Source organism: Roseobacter sp. FCG-D35, assembly GCF_033436665.1.
Taxonomy (GTDB): Bacteria; Pseudomonadota; Alphaproteobacteria; order Rhodobacterales; family Rhodobacteraceae; genus JAWQFO01.
In genome coordinates, this window is the sequence record NZ_JAWQFO010000002.1 from 639,062 (window position 1) to 652,379 (window position 13,318).

15 protein-coding genes are annotated in these 13,318 nt (G+C 67.6%); 6 read left to right on the top strand and 9 right to left on the bottom strand.

Annotated elements, in window-relative coordinates; genetic code table 11:
- Nucleotides 1–6: 6 nt before the first annotated feature.
- Complete coding sequence (locus R5H30_RS07255; RefSeq protein WP_318327444.1) at nt 7–297, bottom strand: DUF6477 family protein; 291 nt, start codon at nt 295–297, stop codon at nt 7–9.
- Between the two features lie 239 nt (nt 298–536).
- Here R5H30_RS07255 and R5H30_RS07260 point away from each other — a divergent pair, with 239 nt between their 5' ends.
- Complete coding sequence (locus R5H30_RS07260; protein ID WP_318327445.1) at nt 537–1,691, top strand: DUF6456 domain-containing protein; 1,155 nt, start codon at nt 537–539, stop codon at nt 1,689–1,691.
- 7 nt (nt 1,692–1,698) lie between these two features.
- Here the strand turns inward: R5H30_RS07260 and R5H30_RS07265 are convergent, their stop codons facing one another.
- The gene (locus R5H30_RS07265; RefSeq protein ID WP_318327446.1) at nt 1,699–3,930 is read right to left on the bottom strand and encodes a xanthine dehydrogenase family protein molybdopterin-binding subunit; all 2,232 of its coding nucleotides are present in this window, start codon (nt 3,928–3,930) and stop codon (nt 1,699–1,701) included.
- Nucleotide 3,931: 1 nt separating this feature from the next.
- On the bottom strand, nt 3,932–4,393 hold the full coding sequence (locus tag R5H30_RS07270) for a (2Fe-2S)-binding protein (RefSeq protein WP_318327447.1): 462 nt from the start codon (nt 4,391–4,393) through the stop codon (nt 3,932–3,934).
- A gap of 216 nt (nt 4,394–4,609) precedes the next feature.
- Between R5H30_RS07270 and R5H30_RS07275 the strand changes: the two genes are divergently transcribed.
- Entirely contained in the window at nt 4,610–5,101 is a 492-nt protein-coding gene (locus tag R5H30_RS07275) for a fasciclin domain-containing protein (RefSeq protein ID WP_318327449.1), read from the top strand.
- A gap of 304 nt (nt 5,102–5,405) precedes the next feature.
- Nucleotides 5,406–6,356 (top strand): lipoyl synthase, encoded by a 951-nt coding sequence (gene lipA, locus R5H30_RS07280; protein ID WP_318327450.1) that lies wholly within the window; start codon nt 5,406–5,408, stop codon nt 6,354–6,356.
- On the opposite strand, the gene R5H30_RS07285 is transcribed toward lipA, so the two are convergent.
- The 3 genes from R5H30_RS07285 to hpt form a co-directional block, all read right to left on the bottom strand.
- Nucleotides 6,357–7,262: a c-type cytochrome gene (locus tag R5H30_RS07285; protein ID WP_318327735.1), complete on the bottom strand. Its 906-nt coding sequence runs from the start codon at nt 7,260–7,262 to the stop codon at nt 6,357–6,359.
- A 12-nt stretch (nt 7,263–7,274) separates the two neighbouring features.
- On the bottom strand, nt 7,275–7,751 hold the full coding sequence (locus tag R5H30_RS07290) for a c-type cytochrome (RefSeq protein ID WP_318327451.1): 477 nt from the start codon (nt 7,749–7,751) through the stop codon (nt 7,275–7,277).
- A gap of 106 nt (nt 7,752–7,857) precedes the next feature.
- Nucleotides 7,858–8,394 (bottom strand): hypoxanthine phosphoribosyltransferase, encoded by a 537-nt coding sequence (gene hpt / locus R5H30_RS07295; RefSeq protein ID WP_318327452.1) that lies wholly within the window; start codon nt 8,392–8,394, stop codon nt 7,858–7,860.
- 68 nt (nt 8,395–8,462) lie between these two features.
- Here hpt and R5H30_RS07300 point away from each other — a divergent pair, with 68 nt between their 5' ends.
- The gene (locus R5H30_RS07300; protein WP_318327453.1) at nt 8,463–8,918 is read left to right on the top strand and encodes a type II toxin-antitoxin system RatA family toxin; all 456 of its coding nucleotides are present in this window, start codon (nt 8,463–8,465) and stop codon (nt 8,916–8,918) included.
- 44 nt (nt 8,919–8,962) lie between these two features.
- Here the strand turns inward: R5H30_RS07300 and R5H30_RS07305 are convergent, their stop codons facing one another.
- Genes R5H30_RS07305 through R5H30_RS07315 form a run of 3 tightly spaced genes read right to left on the bottom strand, consistent with a single transcriptional unit; the run spans nt 8,963 to nt 11,065 of the window.
- Complete coding sequence (locus R5H30_RS07305; RefSeq protein ID WP_318327454.1) at nt 8,963–9,439, bottom strand: CinA family protein; 477 nt, start codon at nt 9,437–9,439, stop codon at nt 8,963–8,965.
- 1 nt (nt 9,440) lies between these two features.
- Nucleotides 9,441–9,932 (bottom strand): phosphatidylglycerophosphatase A family protein, encoded by a 492-nt coding sequence (locus tag R5H30_RS07310; protein ID WP_318327455.1) that lies wholly within the window; start codon nt 9,930–9,932, stop codon nt 9,441–9,443.
- Nucleotides 9,929–11,065, bottom strand: a complete 1,137-nt coding sequence (locus tag R5H30_RS07315) for a bifunctional 2-C-methyl-D-erythritol 4-phosphate cytidylyltransferase/2-C-methyl-D-erythritol 2,4-cyclodiphosphate synthase (RefSeq protein ID WP_318327456.1) — start codon at nt 11,063–11,065, stop codon at nt 9,929–9,931. The genes R5H30_RS07310 and R5H30_RS07315 overlap by 4 nt, the downstream gene beginning before the upstream one ends.
- A gap of 180 nt (nt 11,066–11,245) precedes the next feature.
- On the opposite strand from R5H30_RS07315, the gene dusB reads away from it, so the two are divergent.
- Nucleotides 11,246–12,229 (top strand): tRNA dihydrouridine synthase DusB, encoded by a 984-nt coding sequence (dusB, locus tag R5H30_RS07320; protein ID WP_412105110.1) that lies wholly within the window; start codon nt 11,246–11,248, stop codon nt 12,227–12,229.
- Nucleotides 12,226–13,317 carry a two-component system sensor histidine kinase NtrB gene (locus R5H30_RS07325; RefSeq protein ID WP_318327460.1) on the top strand — a complete coding sequence of 364 codons (1,092 nt, stop codon included), beginning with the start codon at nt 12,226–12,228 and terminating at the stop codon, nt 13,315–13,317. Before dusB ends, R5H30_RS07325 begins: the two co-directional genes overlap by 4 nt.
- Nucleotide 13,318: the final 1 nt, after the last annotated feature.

Consider the following 13,318-nt stretch of genomic DNA (forward strand, 5'->3'; position numbering starts at 1 on the left):
GAGGTGTCAGGCGGCCTGCGACGCCCGCAGGATGCGCGCCTCGGCCACCATTGCGATCAGCACGTCGACGTGGCGCACGAGGCTGTAGCCGGTGTCGCCGGACAGGCGCTGGGCGTTCAGTTCGGCTTCCAGTTCCATCAGCTTCAGCAGTGCCGACCCGTGCCGGGGCAGCTGCCCGTATCCGATCAGGCGCGGCAGATGGACTGACCGCCGGTAATCCTCGGCGCCGATCCGGGCGGCCCGCATCAGCAGCGGCGGGCGACGGAGGGCGTGCAGCATCGAGAGCAGGTCTTGCATGTCGTGTCCTTGTCCAGTCAGGCGCAGCCGGCAGCCGCGTCGGGTGACACAATATGGACCAGGCAAGGATGGTGTTGCGCGTCGCGGGTATCCCGAGACCGCAGGTTTAAACTCTATTTATCCTTTTAAACCAATGATTGCATTTGTCGAAAATCTTAATCATCGGGTAACCAGTGCATCTTTAGGTTGTGTGGATAATCACGGGGATAAGCCCTGCCGACTGACGAGTGCCGGGACGGATGACACATTCATTTACACAGGCTGGTCCGCGCGAAGCGCGCAGTGCCAACGGATTGCCGGACTGGGTTCCGGCGGCGGCGCGGATATACCTCGCGCACACCGAGGCAGGCCTGTCGATCCGGGCATTGGCGCGCAGCGCGGGGTGCCACGCCTCGACCGTGCTTCGCCAGATCCGAAGGGTCGAGACCCGGCGCGACGATCCGCTTGTGGACGCGGCGCTGCGCACTCTGGGCGCGCACATCGACAGGCCAGGGACAAGACGCCAAGCTGAGAAGGACGCAACACGCATGAGTATGGAACCGCGCCCGACACCGAAGGCCCCTGGTGGGGATGTTTCCGAAGCCACACTGCTGGCCGAGGCGGGCCGGGTGCTGCGGCGCCTGTGCGAAACCGGGGCGGTGCTTGCCGTTGCTGCCGACATGGAAAAGGCGGTCATCGTGCGCGAGGGACCCGGCGGAACCACGCGTACCGGTGTGGTCGAGCGTGCGACGGCCGAGGCGCTTGCGCTCAAGGACTGGATCACCGCGCAGACCGCTGGCCGGATTACGCGCTACACCGTCACCCCTGCGGGGCGCGCAGCCCTCGAGGACATGCTGGCCGAGGAGTCCGGAACTGCCGTGCCCGGTTTTGCCGACGCCCAGGCGACCTTCGTCGACCGCAATGCATGGGCTGATCGCGGAAACGGCGACGAGGGTCGAACGCGCCGCGCCCGCTACAACCTTTCGGAAAGCCCGCTGACGGCCCTGGCAAGACGCCGCGACAAGGACGGCGCGCCGTTTCTCGACGACGCCTTCGTGCGCGCGGGCGAACGGCTGCGCGAGGATTTCGAGCTGGCGCAGATGGGCCCGCGGGTGGCGCAGAATTGGGAGAGCTTTCTCACCGGTGGCGTCCGTCCGACGCAGCCCGGCGCCGCCGGTGGCGGGCGTGGGCCCGAGGCGGCGGCGGCCCGTGTCGCGGCTGCGCTCGACGATCTCGGTCCGGGTCTTGCGGACGTCGCGCTGCGCTGCTGCTGCTATCTCGAAGGTCTCGAGACGGCGGAAAAACGCATGGGCTGGTCGGCTCGGTCGGGCAAGATCGTGCTGCGCATCGCGCTGATGCGGCTCAAGCGGCATTATGACGAGACCCTCGGCCCCGGCGGACCGCTGATCGGCTGACCGCAACCTAAACGAATTCAACGAACTTTCCGAAGGGCATCTCGCGCAGGCGCCTGCCCGTGGCGGCAAAGATCGCATTGGCCAGTGCCGGCGGGGCGGGGGGCACCGGTGGCTCGCCGATCCCACGCACATTCGGATTGTTCGACAGCGTCCGAACATGGACGCGTGGCGCCTGGTGCATCCGCATGCCCGCGCCGTCGTGATAGTTCGTCTGCTGTGGAATCCCGTCAGTATAGGTGATCTCGGAATTGATCGCGTGACCGAGCCCCCAGATCACGCCGCCCTGGATCTGGTTTTCGATGTTGACCGGATCGACAATTGTTCCGGGATCGACCGCGACCCAGACATCGTCGATCCGGACCCCGGCGTCGGTTACCGTCACGTCCACGATCTCGGCCACCGGCACGCCGAAGCTTTCCACAAGCGCGACGCCCCGCCCGCGCCCTTCACCGATCGAAGGACCGTCCCAGCCGGCATCGGCGGCGACCGCTTCCAGAACCCCGCGCGCCACCGGGTCGGTCACGAAGCGCAGACGTTCCTCTACCGGATCGGCCCCGGCGGCGTGAATGAGCTCGTCGACCAGGCTTTCGAGGAAGAACCCGCCGAAGGACGCTCCGACCGAGCGCCACGAGGAGACCGGCGCAAGACCCGGCACCGCGTAGCCGCGCACCCGGAAATTCTCGATGCCGTAGGGCGCATTGAAGATCCCCGCGACGATCTGCGAATCGGGTCCCGAAGGCGGCAGGCCGGCGCGCGCGCCCTGCGAGGCCATGACCGGGGCCGCCGCGACGTCGATGTCGACCGAGGTGATGCGACCATCGGCAACGACACCGCGTCCGCGCGCCAGAGCGATGTGGCGTGGAAAGTCCTGCGCGAAATCCTCCTCGCGCGTGTAGGTCAGCTTGACCGGCGTGCCGCGCATCCCGTTCGCGATTTCGGCGCAGAGCCGGACGTTCTCGAACTCGAGCCGATGCCCGAAGCTGCCGCCCGACGTCTGGTTGTGCAGGATCACGTCCTCTGCGTCATGGCCGGTGATCCCGGCGACGATGCTTTGCAGAAAGCGTGGCATCTGGCTGCCGGTCCAGACCTCGACGCCGTCATCGGTAACGCGCATGATTGCGTTGAGCGGTTCGAGCGGTTGGTGCGCGACATAGGGCGCGCGATACTCGGCGGTCAGCGTGTCCCCCGCGGCGGCGACATCGCCATCCTCGCGCCAGACGGCATCGAGCAGGTCGGGCTCGAACCCCGCCTCGAGCGCCGCCCAATGCTGCGCCTGTTCAGCCGGATAGGGCGACGGACCCCAGTCGCAGTCGATGGCAGCGATGGCCCGGAACGCGTGCCAGGTGCCTGTTGCGGTCACGGCGACACCGTTGGTGACCTCGTGAACGCCAAGAACCCCGGGCAGGTCACGCGCGGCGCTGGCATCGAAGCCTTTCAGCGGCCCGCGGCGCGGGTTCACGCGCACCGCGGCATGGACCATGCCGTCGATCTCGAGGTCGATGCCGTAAGTCTGGGTGCCGGTCGACTTTGCCATGACGTCGGCGCGCAAGGTCGGTTTTCCGACCATGCGCCATTCGGACGGGTCGCGCAGGGTGACGTCTGTCACCGGGTCGATCCGGGCCGCGCGTGCGGCGAGGCTGGTGTAGGGCAGCGCGCTACCGTCGGGCAGCAGGACCCGGCCCGCCGACGTCCGCAGGTCGGCGACCGGCACGCCGGTCTCGGCACTTGCCGCCGCCTTCAGCGTCTCGCGGGCGACGGCGCCGGCTTTGCGCAGCTTGTCGAAACTGTCGGCGGTCGAGGTCGAGCCGCCGGTGCCCTGCACGCCCATGAGTTTGATCGCGGCCGACAGCGCCGTGGTCAGCGCGGCGGCGGGCAACGGCGTGACCGCGGCCAGAGCGTCGGCGCCCTCGGCGGCGAAGGCGGTGTTGTAATAGGCCGGGGCAGGCGGTCCGTAGGCGGTGTCGAACTGGCCGGGTTCGAGGTCCATCTCCTCGGCAATCAGCAAGGCCTGCATGTGGGTGACACCCTGTCCGATGTCGTGGTGCGGGGTGATGAGGGTAATACCCTCACTGTCGATCCGGACCCAGGGGTTGAAGCTCGCCGCACCCTCGCGGAGCCCTTGGGTCAGCGGATTCTCGTGCGGACGCGCGACGTGGTAGGCGCCGAAGGCGACGCCGCCGGCCACGGCGGCCGAGCCGATCAGGAAGGCGCGGCGGGCGATGGTGCGGGCGCGTCCCATCTCAGGTCTCCCCAATCGTTCTTGCCGCGGCGTGGATCGCCGCACGGATGCGGGGGTAGGTGCCACAGCGACAGAGGTTGCCCGACATGGCCGCGTCGATCTGTGCATCGTTGGGCGCCGGCAGGGTGTCGAGCAGGTGCGCCGCTTGCATGATCTGGCCTGACTGGCAGTAGCCGCATTGCGCGACCTGATGGTCGATCCAGGCGCATTGCACCGGATGCGGCGCATCGGGCGACCCGAGACCCTCGATGGTGACGACCATGCTGCCATCCGCGGCGCCGGCGGGGGTCACGCAGGACCGCACCGCCCGTCCGTCGAGATGCACCGTGCAGGCGCCGCACTGGGCGACGCCGCAACCGTATTTCGTGCCCTTGAGCCCGAGCACGTCGCGCAGCACCCACAAGAGCGGCATGTCGTCCTCGACCTCGATGTCCCTTGGCGTGCCGTTCACCGTCAGTTTCATGCTGCGTCCCCGTCGCTGCGCCCCGAAAAGTCTGGCTGTCGCCTTGTACCACACGCGCGGCGACAATCGCGCTCCGATTCGCGCCGCCGGGACCGCTGCCGTGGCGTCAGATCGCCCGGCGCGCAGGGTGCCGCCGCCGGCTCGCGCGAAACGAAAGTGATCCGGGCGCCAGCTGTCGGCGTAGTTGACCTGCACAATGACTGGAAAGGAAGTCCCATGAACCGCAGATCGCTCTTTCGCTCCGCCGCCGCTGCCGGCGCCCTCGCCCTTGTCGCGGGCTGCTCCGCAGGTGTGACGGGAGGCGGGGATATCGTCGACGTCGCGTCCTCCAACGACGATTTCTCGACCCTCGTCGCCGCGGTGAGCGCCGCCGACCTCGCCGAGACGCTGCAGGGCGACGGTCCGTTCACGGTTTTCGCCCCGACGAACGAGGCCTTTGCGGCGCTGCCGGCCGGAACGGTCGATTCCCTTCTGCTGCCGGAGAACAAGGCGCAGCTGGTCGAGGTCCTGACCTACCACGTGGCCCCGGGATACTACCCGGCAAGCGCGCTCGCCGGCGCGCAGGGCGGCGTGCCGACGGTGCAGGGCGGGACGCTGCGCGTCGACGGCACCAATGGCGTGAAGGTCGGCAACGCCAATGTCATTACGCCCGACGTGGCGGCCTCGAACGGCGTGATCCACGCCATCGACCGGGTGCTGCTGCCCTGATCGGGACTGTTTTCCCCAGCGATGGTCGCGTCCGAGCGGCCATCGCCAGCGGTCGGGCGGAAGCGTCCGGCCGTTTTTTTGTCATCCGGACGCCGCGAGTGCGCGCTGATGCAGTTGCTTCGGGACCGGCACCGAGTGGGGGGCGCTGCCCCCGTCGCGGCGCTGCCGCGACTCCCCCGGGATATTTCTCAACCAGAGAGGCGGCAGGGTCGCGCCCGGAACAGGTCGGCCTTGCGCCGGTGCGGCTTCAATCCCGGTGCGCATGTGCTAGAAGGGGGCGCGAGCAATTCCGGAAGGCCCCGACATGCGTGATCTGAAAATTCCCGCCCAACGACATCCGGAAAAGGCCCGGCGGCCGGACAACGTCCAGCCGAAGAAGCCGGACTGGATCCGGGTCAAGGCGCCGGGCGGCAAGGGCTATGCCGACACCGCGCGGATCATGCGCGAGAACCGCTTGGTCACGGTCTGCGAGGAAGCCGGCTGCCCCAACGTCGGCGAGTGCTGGAGCCAGGGACACGCCACGATGATGATCATGGGCGAGATCTGCACCCGGGGCTGCACCTTCTGCAACGTGGCCACCGGACGGCCCGATGCGCTCGACGTCTTCGAACCGGGGCGCGTGGCGGACGCGGTTCAGAAGCTGGGGCTCAATCACGTGGTGATCACCTCGGTCGATCGCGATGACGTCGACGACGGGGGCGCGGACCATTTCGCGCAGACCATCCGCGCCGTCCGGCATCGCTCACCCGCTACGACGATCGAGATCCTGACGCCGGATTTCATCAAGTGCGCACCCGAGGCGCTGGAGACGGTGGTCGCGGCCAAGCCGGACGTTTTCAACCACAATCTCGAGACCGTGCCGGGGCTTTACCCGGAAGTGCGCCCGGGCGCGCGCTATTTCCATTCCCTGCGGCTCCTGCAACGGGTCAAGGAACTCGACCCGTCGATGTTTACCAAGTCGGGGATCATGGTGGGTCTCGGCGAGGACCGTCAGTCGGTGACGCAGGTCATGGACGACATGCGCGCGGCGGATGTCGATTTCCTGACCATCGGGCAGTACCTGCAGCCGACGCCCAAGCATCACCGGGTCGATCGGTTCGTGCATCCCGACGAATTCGCGTCCTACGAAAAGGCGGCCTATGGCAAGGGGTTCCTGATGGTCTCGGCCACGCCGCTGACGCGGTCCTCCTACCACGCGGGTGACGACTTCGCGCGCCTGCGCTCGGCACGGCAGCGCCGGTTGGGGCTGGCCTGATCAGTCCGCGCTGTCGGGCGAGACGGCCGGCAGCTTGAGGACGTAGGCCGCAAGCGCCTGCCGGTCGCTTTCGGGCAGTTGCGCGAGATTGCGGACCACGGCGGCCATCTCGCCGCCGGCGGTGTCGTACTCCGGGGTGAAGCCGCTTGTGAAGTAGTAGACGAGATCGCTTTCGGACCAGTCGAGCGCGCCGGGCGTGATGTTGGGGATCCGACCCTTGCCGGACGGGTTGGGTGCGCCGCCGAGCCAGCGCGTACGATCAAGACCGCCCAGTGCGTTGCGAGGCGTGTGACATTCGCCGCAATGGGCCAAAGCCTCGGCGATGTAGCGCCCGCGCTCTTCGGCCTCGGTGAGGTCGCCGGCGAGAACGTAGTCGTCGTCCATGTAGAGCGTCTTCCAGAGTCCGAGGCCGCGCCGGATCGAGAACGGAAAGCCCACGTCATGCGATTTGCTGGCCGTGTCCGAGGCGGGCAGGGTCTGCAGGTAGGCCCAGAGATCGGCCACGTCTTCAGGCGCGGCATGGGCGTAGGCGGTGTAGGGGAAGGCCGGGTAGTAATGCGCGCCTTGCGGAGAGACGCCGCGGGTTAGGGCGCGCGCGAAGTCCTCGAAGGACCAAGCGCCGATCCCGGCCACCGCGTCGGGCGAGATGTTCGGGGCATAGAAAGTGCCGAAATCGCTCGGAAAGGCCAGACCGCCGGCGAGCACGACTTCGGCGTCCTCCTCCGCATCCGGGGCGGCGTGGCAGGACGCGCACCCGCCGGCCGCGAAGATCTGCGCGCCGTTTTCGGGATCGGGCGCGTGGCCGGCGGCATAACCCTCAGGCAGTGACGCCGGCCAGGTGAGCACCCACCCGACGCCCGCCGCGACAAGGGCCGCGGCGAGGATGAGCCCTCCGATAGTCTTCAGCACGGGGTGCGCTTACTTGTCCTTCGGACCGCGATAGGTTTCATGACAATCCCCGCAGGACTTGCCGACGGGCCCCATGGCGCCGCGCAGGGTTTCGAGATCGGTGCCGGCAGCTTCGACGAGGGTCGCAGTCGCCTCGCGCATGCTGTCGAATCCGGCCTTGAAGCCGTCCATGTCGGACCAGATCTCGGCCTTGGACCGGCTGGTCTTGGCCGCGCCCTGTTCGGTGCCCTCTGGCCAGAGCGCCACCACGTCAAGCATGGCCATTGCGTGCATGTTCTGCGCCGCAGACGCCGCGAGCGCGGCATCGTATTCGACCTCGCCCTTGGCCATGCCGCCGAGGATTCCCATGGCGAACCCGTTGACGTGCATCAGGTGGTTGCGCGCCTTCACCGACGGCGGCGCCTTGTCCTGGGCCGAGGCGATGCCGGCGGCGCCAATGGCTGCGGCGATCAAGGCTGCGGTTGCAAGCGCGGGGGTTCTTGGCATGGATGGCTCCTGTCGGTCGATGATAAGGGTGACGTCAGGGTAACCGATGCCGCGCGCAGTGGGAATAAACTTGGCGTGTTCACCGAAACGGTGCTCGGTCGCCCGATCAGGGAAAGCGGACCTTGCCGATGAACGGCAGGTTCCGGTTGCGCTGGGCATAATCGATCCCGTAGCCGACGACGAATTCGTCCGGGATCTCGAAGCCGGTCCAGTCGGCGCGGAAATCGACCTCACGGCGGCTCGGCTTGTCGAGCAGGGCGATGGATTTCAGGCGTTTCGGTGCCCGGCTCTGCAGCAGGCGGGTGACATGCGCGAGCGTGTGGCCGGTATCGACGATGTCCTCGACCACCAGTACGTCGCGGCCTTCGATGGCGCCGCGCAGGTCCTTGAGGATGCGCACCTCGCGGCTGCTTTCCATCGCGTCGCCATAGCTCGAGGCCTCGAGAAAGTCGACCTCGATCGGCAGGTCGAGTTCGCGCACCAGATCGGCGATGAAGACGAAGCTGCCGCGCAGGAGCCCTACCACGACCAGCTTGTCGGTGTCGGCGAACTCGGTCGCGATCTCGCGGCAGAGCGCCTCGATGCGCGCGGCGATCGCCTTGGCCGAGATCATTTCGTCGATGGCATAGGGTTTTTCGGCCATGGGTTTCGCCTTGCACTCCGGGGTCTGGTGTTGAACATGAGGGCTAACCAGACGGACATGACAAATCAATGCCAACCCATTCCGAGACCCGGACACTCCCTTACACCGCCGAACAGATGTATGACCTCGTGGCCGACGTCGAGTCCTACCCGGAGTTCCTTCCGTGGTGTGCGGCGGCGCGCATCGTGTCGCGTGAAAGCGAGGCGGACAAGGAGGTGCTGAAGGCGGATCTGGTGATCAGTTTCAAGGTCTTCCGTGAGAAGTTCACCAGCCGCGTGGAACTGGACGAGGCCCACCGGCGCATCGATACCGAATATCTCGACGGGCCGTTCCGCTACATGCGCTCGAACTGGGAATTCGCCGATACCGAGGCGGGCTGCGAGGTAAAATTCTTCGTCGATTTCGCCTTCCGCAACCTGATCCTGCAGCGGCTGATCGGCGTGGTCTTCAACGAGGCGATGCAGCGCATCGTGCGGGCCTTCGAAGCACGCGCCGCGGCGCTTTACGGCACCGGCGCGGCCTGAACTTTCTTGCCTCCGGCGGGGATATTTCCGAACCAGAGAGGGCGTCAGGTCTCGTCACGCAAGGCGTCGAAGAGAAGCTGCAAGGCGTGATCGCGGGCGGCGACGCGGACGCCCGCGCGCCCGAGCGGCCCGAAGTCGACGGTTTCCGTCCGCACGGGGCCTGCGCCGGCGAGGCCGAAGCAGACGCGGCCCTCCGGCTTGTGCTCCGACCCGCCGGGCCCCGCGATGCCGGTGATGGAAACGGCGAGCCGCGCGTGGGACCAATCGAGCGCACCCTGCGCCATCTCGGCGGCGACCTCTTCGGACACTGCGCCGACGGCATCTAGCGTGTCCTGCCGCACGCCGAGCATGTCGGTCTTGGCCGCGTTGGAATAGGTTACGAAGCCACGCTCGACGACCTGCGAGGCGCCGGCGATGTCGGTCAGTGCGGCGGCCACCATGCCTCCGGTGCAGCTTTCCGCCGTGGCGATCGTGACGCCCTGTTTCGTCGCTTTTTCAATGACCTGGGTGGCGAGGCTCATGTCATCCGACCCCGTGGTAGAGACCGGCGAGAATGACAACGAAGAGCGCCGCGATGACGCCGGCGAAGACATCGTCGAGCATGGTTCCCAACGCATCGCCGCGCCGGTCGGCCCATCCGACCGGGCCGGGTTTCCAGATGTCGAAGAGCCGGAATAGCACGAAGGCGGCGATCCAGCCTGGCCACATGACGAGGATGTCGAGGGCCATGGTCCAGGCGGCCCAGGAGAGCGGCAGCAGCGCGATCCACTGGCCGATCACTTCGTCGACGACGATCTCCGAGGGATCGTGATCGACGCTGCCTGCAGTCATCTTGGCGGTGGCCCACCAGCCCTTGAAAAAACCGATGACGATGCCCGCGAGCAGCAGCGGGAAGCCGCCGAGTACATGCAGCAGCCAGGCCCAGGGCAAGGCGACAAGCGAGCCCCATGTGCCGGGGGCAGGGCGCACGTATCCGACGCCGAGCACGGTGCCGATCAGGGTCGCGATCCTCATGCCCGCACCAGCGTCGCTGTGGCGATGCAGGCGATGCCTTCGCCGCGTCCGGTGAAGCCGAGCCGTTCGGACGTGGTCGCCTTTACCGAGATGCGATCCTCGTCGACACCGGCGATACGCGCCAGTTCCGCGCGCATCGCCGGGGCGTGGGGGCCGATCTTGGGCTGCTCGCAGATCAGGGTGCAGTCGATGTTGGCGATCGCGAACCCGTCGCTGCGCGCCATGTCGGCGGCATGGCGCAGGAAGTGCGCGCTGGCGGCGCCTTTCCATTGTGGGTCGGAGGGCGGGAAGTGCTGGCCGATGTCGCCCTTGGCCTGCGCGCCGTAAAGCGCGTCGGTCACCGCATGCATGCCGACATCGGCATCCGAATGGCCGACGAGACCCCTGTCATGGGTGACGCGGATGCCGCAGAGGGTAACGTGATCGCCCGGTCCGAAGGCATGCACGTCGAAGCCGTTGCCGAGTCTCACGTCCATGCCTGTCTCCAGAATGCGGGCCGCGCGGGCAAAATCGGCGGCGGTGGTGATCTTGAGATTGTCGGGATGCCCCTCGACGATGGCGACCTCGAGCCCCGCGGCGCGCGCCACGGCGACGTCGTCCGCTGCCGGCGCGTCGAAAGCAGCATGGGCCGCGACGATGGCCTCGAAGTGAAATCCCTGCGGGGTTTGCGCCCGGAACAGGCCGGTGCGATCCTTGGTTCCGGTCACCCGGCCCTCGGCGCCGGTCCAGAGCGCATCGCTGACCACGATCGCGGGGGCGGCGCCGGGCGCGGTGTCGAGCGCGGCGATCACCCGGTCGATGGTAGCTGCGTCGATGCAGGGCCGCGCGACGTCGTGGATCAGGACGCGCGAGGTGTCCGACCCCTGCAGTGCGTCAAGGCCCGCGCGGACCGAAGCGGCGCGGTCGGCGCCGCCCGCGACGACGTCGATGCCCTGAGCGGCAAAGGGTTCGGCCCGGTCCCGGTCCTCGGGATGCACGACGAGCACGACACGCGCGACTGCCGGATGGTCCCGGAAGGCAGCGACGCTGCGGGCGGCGACGCTGCGCCCGGCAAGCATGCGCCACTGCTTCGGCAGGCCGGCACCGGCCCGGGTGCCCCGCCCGGCGGCGACGATCACGGCGGCGATGCTCATGTTTGTCCTCTCGACTGGTCGGGCCTTATCTATGGCGTCGCGCGCGGGGAGGCAATCACCCGGTACTTCTGCCTGTTTTTTCAGCAACGCGCCTGGGTCTTGGGGCCGTGACAGCCTTGCGACATTGAGGTAATCCCCGCAGCGAATTACACGAAGATGGTCTGCACAAGGATTAGGCACGTGATCGGCACAGCGCCGTCCCTCGACATCGATACACCCGTACTGCTCGCGCCGATGGCCGGAATCACCGATCTGCCGTTTCGCGCACTGGTTGCGCGCTTTGGCGCGGGACTTGTGATCTCGGAGATGGTGGCGAGCCAGGACATGCTCAATGCGCGCCCCGGCACGCGCGAAAAGGCCGAGCTGGGTCTCGGTGTCGCGGGTACGGCGGTGCAACTTGCCGGGCGGGAGGCGCGGCCGATGGCCGAGGCGGCGCGGATGGTCGCGGACATGGGTGCGCGTGTCATCGACATCAACATGGGCTGCCCGGCGAAAAAGGTGACCCAGGGCTATTCCGGATCCGCACTGATGCGCGACCCCGACCATGCGCTGCGCCTGATCGAGGCGGTGGTCGGCGCGGTCGAGGTGCCGGTGACGCTGAAGACCCGGCTGGGCTGGGACGACACGTGTTTGAACGCCGCCGAGATCGCGCGCCGCGCCGAGGCCGCCGGCATCGCGATGGTGACGATCCACGGGCGCACGCGCTGCCAGTTCTACAAGGGACAGGCGGACTGGGCGGCGATCCGGACGGTGCGCGAAGCGGTGTCTATCCCGGTCATCGCCAACGGGGACATCCGTGACCCCGCAAGTGCCGGCCGGGCGCTGGCGCTCTCCGGCGCACATGGCGTCATGGTCGGGCGCGGCGCGCAGGGCCGACCCTGGCTTCTGGCCGAGATCGCGCATGCGCTGCACGGCACGCCCGCACCCGAGGTCCCGCAGGGCGCGGGTTTCGCCGATATGGTGCTGGAGCACTACGAGGCCATCCTGGGCTTTTACGGCACCGAACTGGGCCTGCGCACTGCGCGCAAGCATCTTGGCTGGTACATGGACACGGCCGGCACCCCGGGTGATCTGCGCCGCGCGGTGCTGACCGCCGGAACGCCGCGAGAGGTGTCGGCCCTTATCCGCCATGCGTGCGCGGCACCCACGCGGGCGGCGGCATGAGCGTTGCGGACCGGGATCTTTGGTCGAGCCTGCCGGTCCCGGCGGTGATCATCGCGCCGGACGACGGCATCGTCGACATCAACTCCGCTGCGGAAGGCTTCCTGAACGCGTCAGCCCGCAGCGTGAAAGGCGTGCCCGTCTGGGACCTGATCGCCGTCAACGATCCGCTCGAGCGCGCTTTCGAGCGCGCCCGCGAGACCGGCACGCCGCTTTTCGTCAATGATGTCGATATCGGCAGCGGTCAGCGTGCACCGATGCAGTCGGATCTTCAGGTCGCCCCGCTTGTCGGGCGCGAGGGCCATATGATCCTGATGATCTCGCCGCGCGAGCTGGCCGGGCGGATGACCCAGAACAACTCGGTCAAGGCGGCGGCCAAATCGGCGATCGGCATGGCCGAGATGCTGGCGCATGAAATCAAGAACCCTCTGGCGGGAATCACCGGGGCGGCGCAACTTCTGAGCATGAACCTCGATGCCGCCGACCTCGAGCTCACCGATCTGATCGTCGCCGAGAGCCGGCGCATCGTCAAACTGCTCGAGCAGGTCGAGCAGTTCGGCAACCTCACGCTGCCGGATTTCCGGCCCGTCAACATTCACGACGTGCTCGACCGGGCCCGGCGCTCGGCCCTGCTGGGTTTTGGAGCGCACATGAAGATCGTCGAGGATTACGACCCCTCGCTGCCGCTGGCGCATGGCGATCCCGACCAGTTGCTGCAGGTGGTGCTGAACTTGCTCAAAAATGCCTCGGAGGCGGCCGGGCAGACCCAGGGAACGATCCGGCTGCACACCTACTACGAACACTCGTTCCGGCTGCGCCGCGCGGACGGGTCGGGCCAGTCCCTGCCGCTTCAGATCGAGATCATCGACGACGGCCCGGGCCTGCCCGAGAGCATCCGCAGCGACGTCTTCGAGCCCTTCGTTTCGGGCCGCGAGAACGGCACCGGGCTTGGCCTCGCACTGGTCAGCAAGATCATCTCGGATCACGGCGGCTGGATCTCGGTCAGTTCCGTGCCCGGTCGCACCATTTTCAAGATTTCACTGGCGCGCGCCCCGAAAGACGCGACGCTTCACCTGGCAGAGGAGAGCTGAG

What these genes read in the sequence shown, in the direction of transcription:
- R5H30_RS07255 (WP_318327444.1), bottom strand. Translation starts at nt 297, where the DNA reads ATGCAAGACCTGCTCTCGATGCTGCACGCCCTCCGTCGCCCGCCGCTG.
- R5H30_RS07260 (WP_318327445.1), top strand. Translation starts at nt 537, where the DNA reads ATGACACATTCATTTACACAGGCTGGTCCGCGCGAAGCGCGCAGTGCC.
- R5H30_RS07265 (WP_318327446.1), bottom strand. Translation starts at nt 3,930, where the DNA reads ATGGGACGCGCCCGCACCATCGCCCGCCGCGCCTTCCTGATCGGCTCG.
- R5H30_RS07270 (WP_318327447.1), bottom strand. Translation starts at nt 4,393, where the DNA reads ATGAAACTGACGGTGAACGGCACGCCAAGGGACATCGAGGTCGAGGAC.
- R5H30_RS07275 (WP_318327449.1), top strand. Translation starts at nt 4,610, where the DNA reads ATGAACCGCAGATCGCTCTTTCGCTCCGCCGCCGCTGCCGGCGCCCTC.
- lipA (WP_318327450.1), top strand. Translation starts at nt 5,406, where the DNA reads ATGCGTGATCTGAAAATTCCCGCCCAACGACATCCGGAAAAGGCCCGG.
- R5H30_RS07290 (WP_318327451.1), bottom strand. Translation starts at nt 7,751, where the DNA reads ATGCCAAGAACCCCCGCGCTTGCAACCGCAGCCTTGATCGCCGCAGCC.
- hpt (WP_318327452.1), bottom strand. Translation starts at nt 8,394, where the DNA reads ATGGCCGAAAAACCCTATGCCATCGACGAAATGATCTCGGCCAAGGCG.
- R5H30_RS07300 (WP_318327453.1), top strand. Translation starts at nt 8,463, where the DNA reads ATGCCAACCCATTCCGAGACCCGGACACTCCCTTACACCGCCGAACAG.
- R5H30_RS07305 (WP_318327454.1), bottom strand. Translation starts at nt 9,439, where the DNA reads ATGAGCCTCGCCACCCAGGTCATTGAAAAAGCGACGAAACAGGGCGTC.
- R5H30_RS07310 (WP_318327455.1), bottom strand. Translation starts at nt 9,932, where the DNA reads ATGAGGATCGCGACCCTGATCGGCACCGTGCTCGGCGTCGGATACGTG.
- R5H30_RS07315 (WP_318327456.1), bottom strand. Translation starts at nt 11,065, where the DNA reads ATGAGCATCGCCGCCGTGATCGTCGCCGCCGGGCGGGGCACCCGGGCC.
- R5H30_RS07325 (WP_318327460.1), top strand. Translation starts at nt 12,226, where the DNA reads ATGAGCGTTGCGGACCGGGATCTTTGGTCGAGCCTGCCGGTCCCGGCG.